Annotated in this window: 12 protein-coding genes; 8 read left to right on the forward strand and 4 right to left on the reverse strand. The window is 70.5% G+C overall.

What is annotated here, in order from left to right; genetic code table 11:
- Positions 1–4: 4 nt before the first annotated feature.
- Together C9992_RS05670 and C9992_RS05675 are read right to left on the reverse strand one after the other, a co-directional pair.
- A complete protein-coding gene (locus C9992_RS05670) occupies positions 5–2923 on the reverse strand; it encodes an ATP-binding protein (protein WP_106814524.1) in 2919 nt (972 codons plus the stop codon).
- Positions 2924–3037: 114 nt separating this feature from the next.
- Positions 3038–5776 carry a helix-turn-helix transcriptional regulator gene (locus C9992_RS05675; RefSeq protein WP_106814525.1) on the reverse strand — a complete coding sequence of 913 codons (2739 nt, stop codon included), beginning with the start codon at positions 5774–5776 and terminating at the stop codon, positions 3038–3040.
- A 130-nt stretch (positions 5777–5906) separates the two neighbouring features.
- On the opposite strand from C9992_RS05675, the gene C9992_RS05680 reads away from it, so the two are divergent.
- The 3 genes from C9992_RS05680 to C9992_RS05690 are packed head-to-tail and all read left to right on the forward strand — an operon-like array spanning position 5907 to position 8082.
- Positions 5907–6257 carry a hypothetical protein gene (locus tag C9992_RS05680; RefSeq protein ID WP_106814526.1) on the forward strand — a complete coding sequence of 117 codons (351 nt, stop codon included), beginning with the start codon at positions 5907–5909 and terminating at the stop codon, positions 6255–6257.
- Positions 6254–7702, forward strand: coding sequence for an MFS transporter (locus tag C9992_RS05685; RefSeq protein ID WP_106814527.1), 1449 nt, complete (start codon positions 6254–6256; stop codon positions 7700–7702). The genes C9992_RS05680 and C9992_RS05685 overlap by 4 nt, the downstream gene beginning before the upstream one ends.
- Positions 7699–8082 (forward strand): nuclear transport factor 2 family protein, encoded by a 384-nt coding sequence (locus C9992_RS05690; protein ID WP_106814528.1) that lies wholly within the window; start codon positions 7699–7701, stop codon positions 8080–8082. The genes C9992_RS05685 and C9992_RS05690 overlap by 4 nt, the downstream gene beginning before the upstream one ends.
- Before the next feature lie 63 nt (positions 8083–8145).
- Here C9992_RS05690 and C9992_RS05695 read toward each other — a convergent pair whose 3' ends face one another.
- Complete coding sequence (locus C9992_RS05695) at positions 8146–9027, reverse strand: SDR family NAD(P)-dependent oxidoreductase (RefSeq protein ID WP_106814529.1); 882 nt, start codon at positions 9025–9027, stop codon at positions 8146–8148.
- Between the two features lie 148 nt (positions 9028–9175).
- Between C9992_RS05695 and C9992_RS05700 the strand changes: the two genes are divergently transcribed.
- Together C9992_RS05700 and C9992_RS05705 are read left to right on the forward strand one after the other, a co-directional pair.
- Entirely contained in the window at positions 9176–10297 is a 1122-nt protein-coding gene (locus C9992_RS05700; RefSeq protein ID WP_106814530.1) for a low temperature requirement protein A, read from the forward strand.
- Between the two features lie 47 nt (positions 10298–10344).
- On the forward strand, positions 10345–13092 hold the full coding sequence (locus C9992_RS05705) for an ATP-binding protein (RefSeq protein WP_160150828.1): 2748 nt from the start codon (positions 10345–10347) through the stop codon (positions 13090–13092).
- 5 nt (positions 13093–13097) lie between these two features.
- On the opposite strand, the gene C9992_RS05710 is transcribed toward C9992_RS05705, so the two are convergent.
- Positions 13098–13697, reverse strand: a complete 600-nt coding sequence (locus C9992_RS05710) for an HD domain-containing protein (RefSeq protein WP_200826221.1) — start codon at positions 13695–13697, stop codon at positions 13098–13100.
- A gap of 138 nt (positions 13698–13835) precedes the next feature.
- Here C9992_RS05710 and C9992_RS05715 point away from each other — a divergent pair, with 138 nt between their 5' ends.
- From C9992_RS05715 to C9992_RS05725, 3 genes are read left to right on the forward strand one after another with little or no spacing between them, the layout of a single operon-like run.
- Positions 13836–14297: a nuclear transport factor 2 family protein gene (locus C9992_RS05715; RefSeq protein ID WP_106814532.1), complete on the forward strand. Its 462-nt coding sequence runs from the start codon at positions 13836–13838 to the stop codon at positions 14295–14297.
- Complete coding sequence (locus C9992_RS05720; protein WP_106814533.1) at positions 14290–14925, forward strand: TetR/AcrR family transcriptional regulator; 636 nt, start codon at positions 14290–14292, stop codon at positions 14923–14925. The genes C9992_RS05715 and C9992_RS05720 overlap by 8 nt, the downstream gene beginning before the upstream one ends.
- The gene (locus C9992_RS05725) at positions 14922–15668 is read left to right on the forward strand and encodes a DsbA family oxidoreductase (RefSeq protein WP_235008004.1); all 747 of its coding nucleotides are present in this window, start codon (positions 14922–14924) and stop codon (positions 15666–15668) included. The genes C9992_RS05720 and C9992_RS05725 overlap by 4 nt, the downstream gene beginning before the upstream one ends.
- Positions 15669–15671: the final 3 nt, after the last annotated feature.

The raw sequence follows: 15671 nt of genomic DNA on the forward strand, positions 1-15671 counted from the left end.
GGGCTCACTCGCCCGAGTGGTGGTCGTAGCGGGTGAGGGCGTCGCGCAGTGACGCCCGATTCGTGACACCGAGTTTCGGGAACAGTCGGTAGAGGTGCCCGCCGACCGTCCTGACCGAAAGGTGCATCCTCTCCGCGATCTCCTTGTTGGGCAGGCCGGCCGCGGCCAGCCGTGCCACCTCGGACTCCTGCGGGGTCAGCTCCGCCCGAGCGTACGGAGTGCCGCGATGTCTCGTGCGCCCCGTGGCACGCAGCGCTGCTCGTGCCCTCGCGGTCCACGGGACCGCGCCCAGATCCCCGAACAGCTCGACGGCACGCTCGAGATGAGGGCGCGCCAGACGGGCCTCGCGTTCCCGGCGCAGGTGGTCGCCGAAAGCCAGTTCCACCCGTGCCAGGTAGAACGGCCAGCGGTGTCCACCGCGGTCACGCAGCACCTCCTCGAAACGGCTGTCGGCCTGGTCGGGCTCGGCCACGAGCGCGGCGGCGGCGTCGCACAGGAAGCGAAGCCGCTCCGAGATGCGGTCCAGTCCGGCGGCTCGTGCGGCTGAGAGATGCCGACGCGCCTCTTCGTCTCGCCCGGCGCCGAGCAGCGCCTCGACGACGTCCAGGACGTTCCACATCGTGACCTGCTCGTGCGGCGGGAACGCACCGGGCTCGGCGATCCGCGCATACGCCGCGCAGGCGTCGCTGAAGCGCCCTTCGCCGAGAGCGAGAAGCCCGTCGATGTTCGCCGTGAATGTCGACACCGCCCGCGCGCCGCGGGGCATCGCCCAGGACTGCATGCGCTCGTACGCCGCCTCCAGATACGGGCCGTCTCCTCGGCTCGCTGCCACCAGCATCCGCGGATTCATCCCGCCGCACTGGATCGCCCGCAGGTTGTGGTCCTCGCAGACGGCGATGCACTCCTCGGCGAGCGCGGCCGCCTCGTCCCATCGCCCCGCGAAGTACGCGTCGACGGCGAGCAGGATGAGGCCTGTCGCGCTGGTCGCCAGCGCACCACCCGATCGCGCGTCCGCGACCGCGCGCGCGATGGCTTCGCGGGGCATCCGGTCGACATAGTGCCCCGCGATGGCGACCTGCATCACCTCCAGCGGGTGGCTGCCGACGGCGACGGCGTCCGTCAGCCGGTCGAGCTCGGCGAGGTCTTCCGGGGTCGCCCGGGCGGGATCGCCGAAGGTGCGAGCGGCGACCACCAGCGCCCGTGGCAGGCGCGAACCGTACCGCTGGGTGAACGCGTCGAGAGAGACCCACAGCTCATCACGACCGGCGAACGTGCAGATGAACTGCAGTGTGGTCGCCGCCGCCTCGAGAGTCCGGCTGTCGAGCTGATCGGGAGGGGTGGCGTCCAGAGCCGCGGTGAGCATGCGATGTGCGGCGTCCACCCCGCCGTCGCTGTTGGCCAGGTGCGACGCGGCGGCCGTGGCGCTGTGCAGGGTGCTCGCGGCATCCGGATTCGCCAGTCGCGCCCGGTGCAGCATCGCGTGGGCACTGGCCAGCGTGCCGGCGACGTGGGAACCGAGGTATGCCGCTTCGGCGAGGCGTCGCGCGCGCTCCCGGGCATCGAGGGTGAGTTCGGCCGCGCGCACCATGATGGCGGAGGACCGCACGACGTCACCACGCTGCAGGGCCATGAGCGCCGCCGCGTCGAGTTCACGCGCCACCTCGTCGTCGAACCCGAGCACGGCGTCCCCACGGTGCAGCGCGCGGTCGTAGCGGTCGGTGCTCGCATCGGCGAGCAGAGCGTGCGCTGCGCGACGCTCGTCCGCCGAGCTCAACTCGACGATCGCCGCGCGAGTTAGCGGATGGCGGAAGTGCAGCTGCTGACGCGCGCGGTCGAACGTCACCAGCCCGGACGTCTCCGCGTCGGCCAGCGCATCGGCGGCGAGCGCGACCAGCACCCCGAAGGCACCGCCCCTGCCGCTGTCCAGGGCTGCCAGCAGCAGCAGTTCACGGGTTGCCGACGAGAGGCTGCCCACCCGTTCCGCGAAGAGCCCCTGCAGACGTTCCGTCATCGGGATCGCGTCCGGCACGGACTCGGCACCGCTCACCTGTCCCGCCGAGAGGCCCCGCGGCAGCTCGATCAGTGCCAGCGGGTTGCCTCCGGCGAGGTCGATCACGTGGCCGCGGACCGCAGGGTGAAGATCCGGTGACGATGCGACCGACAGGGCATAGGCATCAGGCGGGCTGAGGGGGCCCACGATGAGACGCTCCAGACTCGTGCGACCGAGGACGGCGGCGTCTTCCCGGCGCTCGGAGAGGATGAGACCGGCGCGCGAGGCCTGCAGCCGTCGGGCGAGGATGCTGAGAACGCGGGCGGTCGCGGCATCCGCCCATTGGAAGTCGTCGAAGATCATCATCACCGGCCGTTCCGCGCTGAGCGATTGGACCCACTGGACGAGAGCGGTCGTCAGCATGAGATCGGTGGGCGGATCGCCCGCTCCCATTCCCAGCGCGGTGGCCAGCGCGTCCTGATGTCGCGCGTCGAGCAGGCCGAGCGTGTGGACGGCGGGCAGCATCATCTGGTGAAGGCCACCGAAGCTGAGCTCCGTCTCGAACTCGATGCCGCTGGCTTGCAGGACCACCGCATCGCCCTGATCGGCCAGGCGCGCGGCGAATTCGTCCAGGAGTGCGGTCTTGCCGATCCCCGCGTCGCCCGTGACCTGGATGGCGCCCCCGCTGTGAGCGGTGCGCGCGGCGAACCCCAGCAGCTCGGCCATCTCGTGCTCCCGCCCGATCAGCTCGAGTGGACCGCGCACCGCTCGTCGCGTCGTGATGCGCGCGGCCATCGAAGGCGCGGGAACCGAAGGCGCGGGAGGCGTCGGATCAGCCGGTGCGCGCGTGGACTGGGAGAACAGGGCCGGCAGCGCCGGGTGCGCGTGTCGATCCACAGAGGCGGAGTGGGCCGCCTTCGACATCGATTCCATCGTCGGGCTCCCTCGGGCGGGTTGTGCTGTCGAGCTTGGTCTCGATGGGCCCGCGGCGAATCCGTAGCACCATCCGTAGAACCCCCGGTGGACGCCCGGGGCGAGGTCCCGCCGTCAGCTCGGATCGGCGACGACGCCACCGCGCAGCCCGAGCCCGCGCAGTTGGCGACGGGAGCTGATCTCGAGCTTCATGAAGACCTTCGACAGGTGGTACTCCACCGTCCGCGGACTCAGGAACAGGCGCGCGGCGATCTCGGCGTTGGTCAGCCCCTGTCCTGCCAGGCGGGCGATCTGCGATTCCTGCGGCGTGAGCGTCTGCGGTGTCGCGGGGACCGGGCGCGTCGTCGCTCCCGCGGCGCGCAACTCGGCGAGAGCTCGTGCACCGAAGGCGTCTGCGCCCATCGCGAGGAACGACTCGTGCGCGGTCGACAGGTGCACGCGTGCGTCTGACAGCCGCCTGCGCCGACGCAGCCACTCACCGTAGACGAGTTCGGTCCGCGCCAGATCGAACCGGGCGGCGGTGTCGGCGAGGAGGCTGACCGCTTCGACGAAGAGCGGCTCGGCGGCGTCGTCTTCCGCCACCAGCGCACGCAGGCGGTGGTGGACGCCCTGAGCCCATGCCGTCCCGGAGGCCTGCGCCACAGCGGCGAACCGAGCGGTCACCGCTTCGGCTTCCTCGCGGTCGCCCGAGCGCACGGCCGCCTCCACCAGTTCCGCCATCGCCCACCCGCTGGTCGCGTGCAGCGAATGATGCAGCTGTACGGCGCGCCTCGCGTACTCGGCGGCGCGCCCGTACTGACCGCGACCGTTGTGGATCACGGCCGAGCCCCAGTGCGCGATCGCCACTCCTGTGCCCTCGCTGCGTCGCTGGGCCGCGTCGGCCACCTGCTGGGCGAGCGCGGCCAGCGCCTCCGCGTCGCCGCGCAATGCCGCCAGACCGATCGCACCGTACGGGCTGACCACCTCCCCCGTGGCCGCCGTGATCGTCGCCATCTCCATCACCGCGTCCGAGGCGGCGCCGAGCTGGCCGCTGAAGAGCGACACGAACGTCCGTGAGCTGAGCGCGATGGGCAGCTCGCTGAAGTCGCCCCGTTCTCGCGCCATGTCCACGTGGCGTGCCGAAAGCGCGTCCCAGGTCCCCAGATCCCATGCCGCCGCCGCGGCGACGCACGCGAGCCACAGCCTGTCGGGCGCGTCGCCGAGGGCGGCGGCCCCGCGGTAGCGTGCGAGCGAGTCACTGAGCTCGGCCCACGCCCCCGCGTCGCCGCGATCAATGACGCAGACGAGCGCGCTCATCAGTCGGGAAGGTTCGTCCCCGGCGTCGATACCCGCCGACTGCCACTGGGCGGCGACGTCGCGAAGGCCTGCGTCCGCTGCCAGCACACCGGCGAAGAGCGACGCCGACATGGCGTGGAAGAACGCCTCCTGCGCCGCCGGCACGTCCACGTGCAGCAGATCGCTCGCCGCATCCAGGAACAGGGAGACGGTCGCACCGCCTCGGATGCGGGCGAACTCCACCCGGGCGCCGATGAGCTTGGCCTCCGCGCGCACCCGCTCGTTCACGGGTCTTCCCCGCAGCTCGGTGAGCTCGCGTCTGGCGTTGTCGAACTGACCCGCCAGCAACTCCGCCAGCGCCGTCAGCAGCGCCCACCGGTCTCGCAATTCTGCATCGTCGGTGATCGCCCGCGCCCGTCGCAGCAACTCTGCCGCGGTCGCCGGTCCCCCGCGCGACAGCGTCCGCTCCGCCGCCGATGCCAGCTCGGCCGCTGCCTCCTCGTCGGCGTGCGTCGCTGCGAGCGCACGATGCCAGGCCAGCAGCACGCGGTCTCCGCCGGGATCGTAGGTGGCGGCCAGCGCAGAATGGGCGTCTCGCACCGAGCTCGGCGACGCGCTGCGGTAGACGGCCGCGCGCACCAGCGGATGACGGAAACGCACGCCGCCACCCGGGTCGCACAGTCCGATCTCGGCCGCCGCGAGGGCTGCCTCCGGCGCGACGCCCAGGTGCGCTGCGGCGCGCTCGATGGCGGCGGCGTCGGCGAACGGCTCTGCCGCGGCGACCAGAAGCAGCGTCCGCGTGTCGGATGGCAGTCCCGCCACCTGGCGAGCGAAGTGGGCTTCCAGCTCGCTCGGCCGGGAGGGGCGCGAAGACAGCATGATCCCGGTCGCGATCTCGGCGGGCCGCATGGCACGGGCCGCTTCCACGATCACCAGCGGGTTTCCCTCCGACTCGTCCACGATCCGCTCGAGGGCGCGGGGGTGGACGGTACCGGGGACGAGGGATCGCAGCAGGTCGCGCGCGTCCGAAGTCGCGAAACCGCCGACTCCGAGATGAGACAGCCCGTCGGCCCACGCCAGAGGTTCCTCCGCCCGAGCGGCGAAGACCATCCCGATCGGTTCGGCCTCCAGGCGGCGAGCGACGAATCCCAGAACCTGGGCCGACAGAGCATCCAGCCACTGCGCATCGTCCACGACGCACAGCAACGGTCGTTCCTCGGCGGCCCGTGAGAGCAGGCTCAAGGTCGCCAGGCTCACCAGCAACCTGTCGGGGCTGGGGCCAGGCACCTCGCCGAAGACGGTGCGCAGCGCCTCCCGCTGCGGCACCGGCAGGTCGGAGACGAAGTCCATCAGCGGGCGGCACAGCTGGTGCAGCGCCGCATACGCCAACGTGACCTCGGACTGTATGCCGGTCGTCGAGACGATGTGAAGTCCGTCCGCCCCGTCGGTGAGGTAACGCAGAAGAACCGTCTTGCCGACCCCGGCCGCGCCATTGAGAAGCAGCGTCGAGCTGCGACCGGCGCGAACGTCGCCGAGGAGGTCATCGAGCCGGGCTCGCTCTGAGTGCCTGTCGAGCACGCGACCAGGCTAGCTGGCTGCGCGGGGCGGTCGCGAATCGCCGGGGCTCGCGTCGTGCGCAAAGCGAGTCATCCGACTGATGATCGCGCGTGCGCCTGCGCGGCATCCTGCAGGCAGGAAGGAGAGCGACATGCACATCGGCGAATCGGATCCGCAGGCGCAGCTGTGGGCCGGCCTGCTGTCCGAGTCCGGCAACCCGGTGCTGCGGGTGCCCGAGCTGAGATCCGCACTGCGCTGGTGGCGAGCAGCGACAGGGGCCCGGATCGTGGCGAAGGGAAGACTGGGCGACTTGCGGATCGCGGTGCTGGATCTGGCAGGCGGAACGCTCGCCGTCATGGTCGGCGGGCCCGGCGCGCTGGAGGCACCGCTGTCTCCCACGCAGATCCCGACGGCCTTCGACGACAGACGCACCGTCGGCGATCCGTGGGGGAACACCGTCGTGGTCCAGCCGTCGCGCCAGCCGGCAGGTGCCGCGGCATGAGCGCAGCGCCGCGGCACGCCGCCGTGCGCCCCCGACTCGTGCTCCTCATCTGCTGTCTGGCGCTGCTGCTGGTGTCGATCGACAACACGATCGTGAACGTCGCGCTCCCCGACATCGCGATCCGGCTGGGCGCTTCGGTGCAGAGCCTGCAATGGATCGTGGGCGCCTACGTTCTCACGCTCGGCAGTCTGCTGCTGCTGGCGGGGTCTCTTGCCGACCGGTTCGGGCGGAAGCGTGTCTTCACCATCGGACTCCTCACCTTCACGACCGCCTCCGCCGGAGCGGGGCTCGCCGCGGACGAGGGGATGCTGATCGCGCTGCGCGCCGTGCAGGGCGCAGGCGGCGCGATGATGACGCCCGTGGCTCTGGCGATCATCAGCGCCGTGTTCACGGAACCCGGGCGACGTGCCCGCGCGATCGGCTGGTGGGGGGCGGTCAGCGGGATCGGGATTGCACTGGGTCCGCTCATCGGCGGACCGCTCGTGGATGCTCTCGGGTGGCGGTCGGTGTTCTGGGTCAATGTGCCGCTGGGCGTCTCGGCGGTCGCACTGACGGCGCTGTTCGTCCCCGAATCCCGTCGGGCACATCCCAGAGCCCTGGATCCGGTGGCGCAGCTGCTGGTCATGGGCTTCCTGGGCCCGATCGCCTTCGCGGTGATCCGCGTGCCGGTGGACGGTGTGACCGGCTCCACCCTCATCGCGGCGGCGATCGGTCTGCTGTGCGGGGTCGCGCTCGTCGCGTGGGAGCTCCGACGCGATGAGCCTCTTGTGGACATCCACGTGTTCGGCGACCGGGTCTTCAGCGCCTCGTTCGGCGCGGCCTTCCTCTCCTTCTTCGCCTTCGCGGGGCTGCTGTTCGCGAATACGACGTTCGTGCAGTCGGTTCGCGGCCTGAGCGCCACCGAGGCCGGGTTCGTCACTCTTCCCCTGGCCGTCGCGGTCATCGTGGCCGGCCCGCTGTCGGGACGACTCGTGGCAGCAGGCCGCACCCGCGGCGCCGTGGCCGCCGCCGGGTGGGCGATCGCCGCGGCCGGAGTGCTCTTCTCGCTCGTCGACGGCCTGCCGGTGTGGTTCGTCACCGTGCCCCTCGCGCTGTTCGGCGTGGGCTTCGGCCTTCTCAACGATCCCGTCAACGTCGCCGCGGTGTCCGAGCTGCCGGCGGCTCGTGCCGCGTCCGGCGCCGCCATGATGTCCTCCGCGAAACAGATCGGGCAGCTGTTCGGCGTCAGCGTCGTCGGCGCGGCGATCAGCCTCCTCGCGACACAGAATCGCCTCGGGGTCGGGGCGGTCACGCCCATCGTCGTCTGCGGCGCACTCTCCGTCGCCGGCGTGGGGGTGCTGCTCGCCTCGCCGCTGATGACCCGACGCAGGCTCGGGAGGCGGCCGCAGGCGCACTCGGCGTCAGACTCCCCCCTCTCCCCCGGACGGAAGGAAACCTTCTCATGAGCACCTCCTACGATGCTGTCGCTTCCGGCATCCGGCGCCTGGAGCTCGAGCTGGTCGTGCGTGACCTCATCACGGTCCTCAATGAGGGGTGCGTGCGGGATCTCGTCCCGTTCCTCGACGAGGCTCTGATCTACCGTGCCAGCGCCAGCCACACGGTGAAGGGGCTGCGAGCCGTGCTGGCGATGATCGCCGACATCAACTCGACCTTCGTCGTCCGTCACACCACCGTGGACTGGTTGGCGGTGGACGATTCGACGGTGCTCGCGCAGCAGACGATCGCGCTCGCCTTGCGGGGGTCGCCCACGCAGACGGTGCTCGGGTTCGCAAGCTACCGCTTTCGCGGCCTGCAGGTGGTCGAGTGGACCCAGACCCACTCGTGATGCCGATGTGACTCCACGAACGCCCGCGCGCCCGCCGCACGAGATGTACGGCCCGCGCCGGACTCAGTCGACTGCGGAGGATGCACCTGCCGCGGGGTACTCCCCGGGGTAGGGCTGATCGTAGTCCGCGGAGCGGCTGACGGACGCCCACAGGCTGTCCGAGTTCAGCAGCCGGCGGTCCTGCGCGATCGCGAACTCCGAGGCGTTGACTCCGAGGGGCAGGTTGTCGGGGATGTCGTCTCGCGCAGCCACTTGAACGAGGATCTCCGCCGCGCGCTCAGGGTCGCCCGCCGGACCCGACGCCGTGTTCCGAACCCGCGTGTGCATCGCGCCGACGGTCTGCTGGTACGCCTCCGGGACGTCGAAGACCGTCATGGATGCTCCCGCCCAGTCGGTGCGGAACCCGGAAGGCTCCACGACCAGCACCTTGACGCCGAACGGCGCAGCCTCCACTCGAAGGACGCGGCTGAACCCGTCGATGGCGAACTTCGCGGCCTGGTACGAGCCGATGCCGGGGGAACCGCCGACGCGTCCGCCGATCGATGACACTTGGATGAAGAGCCCGCGGCCTTGCAGACGCAGGATGGGCAGCGCCGCCTTCGAGACGTTGTAGACCCCCCAGAAATTCGTCTCGAACTGCTCCCGCACATCGGCGTCATCGGCCGTCTCGATGGGCGCCACATTGGCATACCCCGCGTTGTTCACGATGACATCGAGCCCGCCGAGGGCGGCGGCCGCCTCCTGGACAGTCCGGCGCGCATCTGCGGCATCGGTCACGTCGAGTCGCAGCGGGAGGATGCGCTCGCCCCACCGTGTCACGAGATCATCCAGTTGCTCCGGACGCCGGGCCGTCGCGGCGACGCGGTTTCCCGCGCGCAGCGCGGCGACCGTGAGGGCCCGCCCGAGCCCGCGGGAGGAACCCGTGATGAACCATGTCTGAGTCATGCCGTCAGCATGCGTGCGCGGGCTGCCGACTGCATGAGTCAATTCACCCGACCGGCGATGCCGGCCGACCGGCGCCCCTCGTCGAGTCGTTCCACGGACGCTGCTGCGCCCGATCCGCGGCATCCTGCGTCCAGAGAGGGAGCCCGCGATGTCAACGATCCGCCGACCAGGCCTTCCTCGCGTGTCGCCGCTGGAACTGTTCTACGACCTGGTCTTCGTCGTCGTCATCCAGCAGCTGTCGGTGCGGGTGGAATCCGGCGCGGCGGTCGCCGACTATCTGGCCGTGGCCGGCCTGACCGTCGCGATCTGGCTGTGCTGGCTCAACCAGCTGCTGCTCATGAACCAGCTGGCTGCGCGCAATGGCATGGAGGTCACGCTGGTGCTGATCGCGATGGCGGGGCTCGGTGTCATCGCGATCTCCTTCGGCGACCCCGCGGTTTGGGATCCGCGACTCTTCGTGATCGGCTACGTCGCGGCACGAACCGCACTGTGGCCGTTGTGGTCGCGGACGCCCGTGCGGCGGACGCTCTGGACGCCGTTCGTCTTCGGGCCGGTTCTGGCACTGCTGTGGCTGGTGACACTCGCGCTGCCACCTGTCCTCATGCCGGCCGCGTGGGTGATCCTGGTCGCCGTCGAGGTGTCCATCGTGGTGACCGGCCTTCCCTCCGTCGCCCACAACGCCGGCCACTTGACGGAGCGGGCCGGGCTGTTCGTGCTCATCCTGCTGGGCGACTGCATCGCTGAGACGGTGACCGCGCTGGAGCCGGCGAGCCCCGCGCCGGTGTGGTTCGCGGCCGCGGCGGCGTTCGTGACGACATGTGTGGTCTGGGTGAACTACTTCATGCTCGGCCCATACGCAGCGCGACGCTCGACCTCCCGCGCGGCCCCCGAGTACGTGCGCGACGTCATCCTCCTGGCCCACCTGCTCCTGGTCCTCGGGCTGCTGCTGCTGGCCGCCGGTTTCAACTCGGCCATCGACCACGCCACGACGGCTCCGGCCCCAGCGGCCGCACGGATCGGGATCTGCAGCGGCCTGCTGCTGATCCTGTGCGGCCAGGCACTCATGTCGGTCAGAAGTGGCGTGCCCCTGCGCCGAACCGCCTCCTGGTTCCTCCCCCTCGCCCTGATCGTCGCTGTGCCTCTGATTGCGGCACCCGTCGTCGACCAGCTGCCTTCGTACGCTGTCGGATGCCTCGCGGTCGGCGCACAGGCCGCCGTTGCGGTGGCCGGGGTACGGGAACGCCGACTCAGCGCAGGCCGGGTGTCATGAACGGACCCGTGAGATCCGGACCGGATGAACGGCAGTACTCTGGTGCCGTGCTCGACAGGCACAAGGAGCGGAGTCGACTCGACGACCTGATCGAACGACTGCGTGAAGGTGGGAGCTCGACCCTTCTCCTCAACGGTGGCGCCGGCGTCGGGAAGACGACCGTGCTCACCCATCTCACCTCCCGCAGCGCCGGAATGCAGGTGCTGACGGTGACAGGTGTCCAGTCCGAGATGCGCCTGCCGTACTCGGCGCTGCACCAGCTGTGCCGTCCCCTGATGCCGGCCCTTCCGTCCCTGCCCGCGCCGCAGCGCGCGGCCCTCGAGATCATGTTCGGCATGCGAGAGGGCGCGTTCCCCGACAGGTTCCTCCTGGGACTGGCCACCCTGAGCCTCCTCGGCGAAGCGTCACGGACCCAGCCGGTCCTGTGCGTCATCGACGACGCGCAATGGTTGGATGAGGGCTCGGCCCACGTCCTCGGTTTCGTCGCACGCCGGCTTCGGGTCGAGTCCGTCGGGATGGTCTTCGCCGTGCGCACGCCCGGCGACACCTCCGCATTCGACGGTCTTCCGCGGCTCGCGGTCGCGGGTCTGGGACGCGCCGATGCCGAGGCCCTTCTCACGTCGCTCGTACCCGGCCCCATCGATCCTCGCGCGTTGAACCGCATCCTCGATGAAGCCGACGGCAACCCGCTCTCGCTGGTGGAAGCGGCACGGGTCCTGGCCCGCGCAGAGATCTCGACCGGCCTCATCCTCCGTCACGGCTCGGTCAAGCCGCACCAGCTGGAGGAGCGGTTCCGCGCCAGGGTGGCTGTTCTGCCCGCCGAGACCCGCCGTCTGCTCCTCGTCGCCGCCGCCGACCCGACCGCCGACCCTCAGTTGATCGGCGAAGCGAGCGACCGCCTGGCGATCGACCCCGATGCGATCCTGCCGGCGGCCGAGGCGGGATTGTGCGCCCCCGGCTTGCCCGTGCGGTTCCGGCATCCGCTCATCCGCTCTGCGGTGTACCGGGCAGCCGACCCGGATGCGGTGCGGTCCACGCACGCGGCGCTCGCGGAGGTCAGTGCCGGCCGGGGCGACCCCGACCTGCTGTCGTGGCACCGGGCGCAGTCTGCCGCCGGCATCGACGAGGCTGCGGCGATCGGATTGGCCGAGGCAGGAGAACGGGCCCGTGCCCGTGGCGGAGGGATCGCCGCTGCGGCGTTTCTGCGCGAAGCGCTCACCCTCACCGCCGACTCGCGAAGGCGCGCACGGTGGCAGTTGCGCCTCGCACAGACGGAGCTTGCCAGTGGTCGCTACCGACTGGCCGCGGACGAGGTCGAGAACGCACTCCACGGCGACCTCGATGAGGCTCTCGCCGCCGAGGCCACGTTGACGCGCGCACGCGTCGAGTTCGCGAGGGAGCGGGGCGGACTGGCCGTGCCGCTCCTGCTCGACGCCGCACGCCGGCTGCGGCCCCGCGCCCCGGACGCGGCGCGCGAGGCGTACTTCGAAGCCCTCTCGGCCGCCATGTTCGGATCGTCGCTGTCGGAGACAGACGTCCGGCTGGTCAGCCGGGAATGGCTCGCGTCAGGACTCGTCGGCGATCCCCGTGTGCCGTATGCGCTGCTGGATGCCATGGCGTCCGTTCTCCGCGACGAGACCCCTGGCGCCCTGCACACGCTGCAACGGGCGGTGGGTGCTTTTGGGGTGCCGGTGCCCGGTGAGCGGGAACACCTCCCTTGGCTCTGGCACGCCACGATCGCGGCCCTCGCGGTGTGGGACATGGAGACTTGGGATGCCGTCTCCGCCCGGCATCTGGAACTGGCGCGTGCGGCGGGAGACTATGCCGAGCTGCCGATCGCACTGACCACGCGCACCTATCTGCATCTGTTCGCCGGCAACATGCCGGCCGCTCTGGCCGCGGTACGGGAGATGGAGGTCATCACCGCTGCCACACGGGGCGGGATGAATCCGTCCGGGGCCGTCGGGGCTGCCGCGCTGCAGGGTGAGGACGCGCGACTGCGGAAGCTCGTGGAGTCCACCATCGCCGACGCGCACGGCCGTGCGGACGGCAGTGGTGTGGCTGTGGCGCATTGGGCGGCGGCGTTGCTGCACAACAGCAGGGGGCGGTACCGGGACGCGCGCGAGTGGGCGAGCAGGGCGAGCGAGCTGCACAACCCGCTTCACTCCGCCACGAACTGGGCGCTCGTCGAGTCCGTCGAGGCCGCCAGCCGGCTTCCCGACGTCGACCCCGGCGAAGATCTCGAGCGGCTGCGGGCGGCGACGGTCGCCAGCGGCAGCGATTGGGGTACCGGTGTCTATGAGCGCTCTCTGGCCCTGACGAGCGCCGATGATTCCGCGGAGGATCACTATGTGGCGGCGCTGGAATCACTCGAACGCTCCGGCAGCAGGCTCGACGGTGCGCGTGCGTCACTGGTCTACGGCGAATGGCTCCGCCGCAGGCGGCGACAGTCTCAGGCGCGCGAGCACCTGCAACGGGCCTACCGGGCATTCACCGATATGGGGATGTCGGGATTCGGCGCGCGCGCACGGGCGGAGCTCGAAGCCAGCGGAGAGCGAGCACGCAAGGAGTGGGCCGGAGACCGCGCGCTCCTGACGGGTCAGGAGACCCAGATCGCCCAGCTGGCCGTGGAGGGCCTCACCAACGGCGAGATCGCGACGCGTCTGTTCCTGAGCTCGCGCACGGTGGAGCACCACCTGGCGAAGGTCTTCGGAAAGCTGCACATCACATCGCGCCAGCAGCTCGCGGTCACTCCGACCGGCGAGATCGTCGCCATCCACGGAGAGGATCCCTGACGCCCTCAGAAGGCCGGGTTGAGTCCCTCGTTGCCAGGATCGGCGCGATGCGCCGCGACCAGGGCGCCAGGCCAGGAACCCGCTGGCGCCTTCGCCGGCCGGTGCAGTGCCTGGTTCACGACGAGGGTGCTCAGGGTCCGCTCGACGTCCAGCCGGGGGTACTCCGCTTCGACGGCGGCCGCATACCCTGGTTCCGCCAAGGAGGCGGTGCCGAAGTCGACCCGCACCCCGAGTCGCGTATAGCGGGCGATCGGACCGCGACGTTCGGCGATGCCGGGCGAGGTGTGCAGTGCGATCGCCTCCCAGACCGCATCCATCCGGGCGCGCTCCCAGCCGTACTGCCGGAGGAAGGCCACCGCGGCGTCCGCCCCTTCTACCTCGAACCGCTGGCTTCCGTCGTGGCGGGTGGCGGTTCCGGCGTCATGGAACAGGCAGGCCACGAAAAGCGCCTCGAGGTCGATCTCCTCCTCAGCGGCAGCGGCGGCCGAGGCGCGGGCGTAGAGGAATGTGCGAACACTGTGGTTGAAGATCGGCTCCGCCTCGATCGCGCGGACGTGCCTCATCGCCGACTGGGTCAGGGCCGATTGCGGCAGCGCGTCGCTCACCATCCCAGTACATCGCACCTGCCCGGTGCTCGCCAGGCGGTAGCGGACGAATATCGTCCGTTTCGGGAATAGACACTCTAAGCGGACGGTTATCGTCCACATGGCCGCGCAGGACGGCTTATGAAAGAGGAGAAGGACATGGACCAGCTCGAAGATCTCACCCGGCGTCTGGAAGCGCTGGAGGCGATCGAGGAGATCAAGGCTCTCAAGGCGCGGTACTTCCGCTTCGTCGACGAGAAGAAGCACGATGACCTCGCCGCGTTGTTCACGCCCGATTCCACGCTCGTCACCGACGGGATCACGTGGGAGTCGCCGCAGCACTTCGCGTACACGATCCGCGACCTCACGGGCGCCGCTCCGTCCGTGCACCACGGGCACATGCCGGAGATCGAGATCACCGGTCCCGACACGGCGTCCGGCATCTGGGCGATGGAGGACCTGCTGACCTTTCCCGCCGGACCCGATGCTCCCGAAGGGCACAACGGCTACGGCCAGTATCGCGAGACGTATCGGAAGGTCGACGGCAGGTGGCTGATCGACACGCTGGAGCTGACGCGGTTCCGGATGGACCCGCTGGACAACTGGACCGCGGATGAATGACACCACCGGCGGGTCGCGCGCTGACGCGCGCGAGAATCGGCGGCGACTGCTGAGCGCCGCGACGACGGCCGTGGCCGAACGCGGCCTGGACATCTCGGCGCTGGACATCGCCCAAGCAGCGGGCGTCGGCGTCGGCACCCTGTATCGCCGGTTCGGCACGAAAGAGGCTCTGCTGGACGACGTCGTGCTGGCGCTGTATGACGAAGTGCTGGATGCCGCCGACGAATGCCGCGCGATCCCCGATGCGTGGGAGGCGCTGTCGTCGTTCGTCTTCGAACTGGCGAAGGCGCATCGCGACAGCCGCGGGCTCGCCGAGGTGACGGCGGCCTGCGACCGTCCCGTGAACGCCGAGATCCAGCGGCGGACCCAGGCTCTGCAGGAAGCCGTGCGGCAGATGACGGACGCCGCCCACGCCGCCGGCGAGCTGCGCCCGGATGTCACGTGGCAGGACGTCATCCTGTCCACACGGGCCGCGCTCGAGACGGACCACTGCCTGGGAGTGGACGCCGGCCCCGACGGCTGGCGCCGAGTGATCGGCCTCCTGCTGGACGGCATGCGTGTTCCCGCCCGCCGGCTTGAGCCGCCGACCCCCGCTGTCGTGGACGATGAAAGAACCCCTGAGCGATGAAGGACCTCCCCCGCATCACGGTGGAGATATGGTCGGACATCTCGTGCCCCTGGTGTTACATCGGCAAGGCGAGGTTCGCCCGCACCCTGGCCGCGTTCCCGCAGCGCTCCCAGGTCGACGTCATCCACCGGTCGTTCGAACTGGATCCCGGCTTGAGCCACACCGCAGCCACGACCTCACCCGAGCACGCGCAGAAGTACGGCATGACGCCTGCCCAGGCGCGGGCCGCCGAGGAGAACCTCGCCGCGCTCGCGCGGGAGGAAGGGCTCGCGTACGCGGTCGAGGGACGCGATCACGGGAACACCTTCGATCTGCACCGACTGCTGCACCTCGCCGGCGCGCACGGACGCCGTGACGAACTGCTCGATGCGCTCTACGCGGCGAACTTCGCAACGGAGAGCAGCGTCTACGACGCAGCCCGTCAAGCGGCGCTGGCCATTGGGGTGGGGCTCGATGCCGACGAGGTGCAGGCCGTCCTCGCCGATCCCACGGCGTACGCCGACGACGTGCGCGCAGAAGAGGCCGACGCTGCTGCCCTGGGCATCACCGGCGTCCCCTTCTTCGTCGTGGACCGGACCTACGGAATCTCCGGTGCTCAGCCCACCGAGGTGTTCTCCGAGGCGCTCATGCGGTCATGGACCGACAAGGCGCCGAAGCTCACCGCCTTGGGGGACTCCGCCGACGGGGCATGCGGTCCGGACGGCGCGTGCGAGCTCCCCGGCTCGGGCCCCGCAGCGGCCTGACAG

The sequence above is a fragment of the Microbacterium timonense genome (genome assembly GCF_900292075.1).
GTDB classification, from domain to species: Bacteria; Actinomycetota; Actinomycetes; order Actinomycetales; family Microbacteriaceae; genus Microbacterium; species Microbacterium timonense.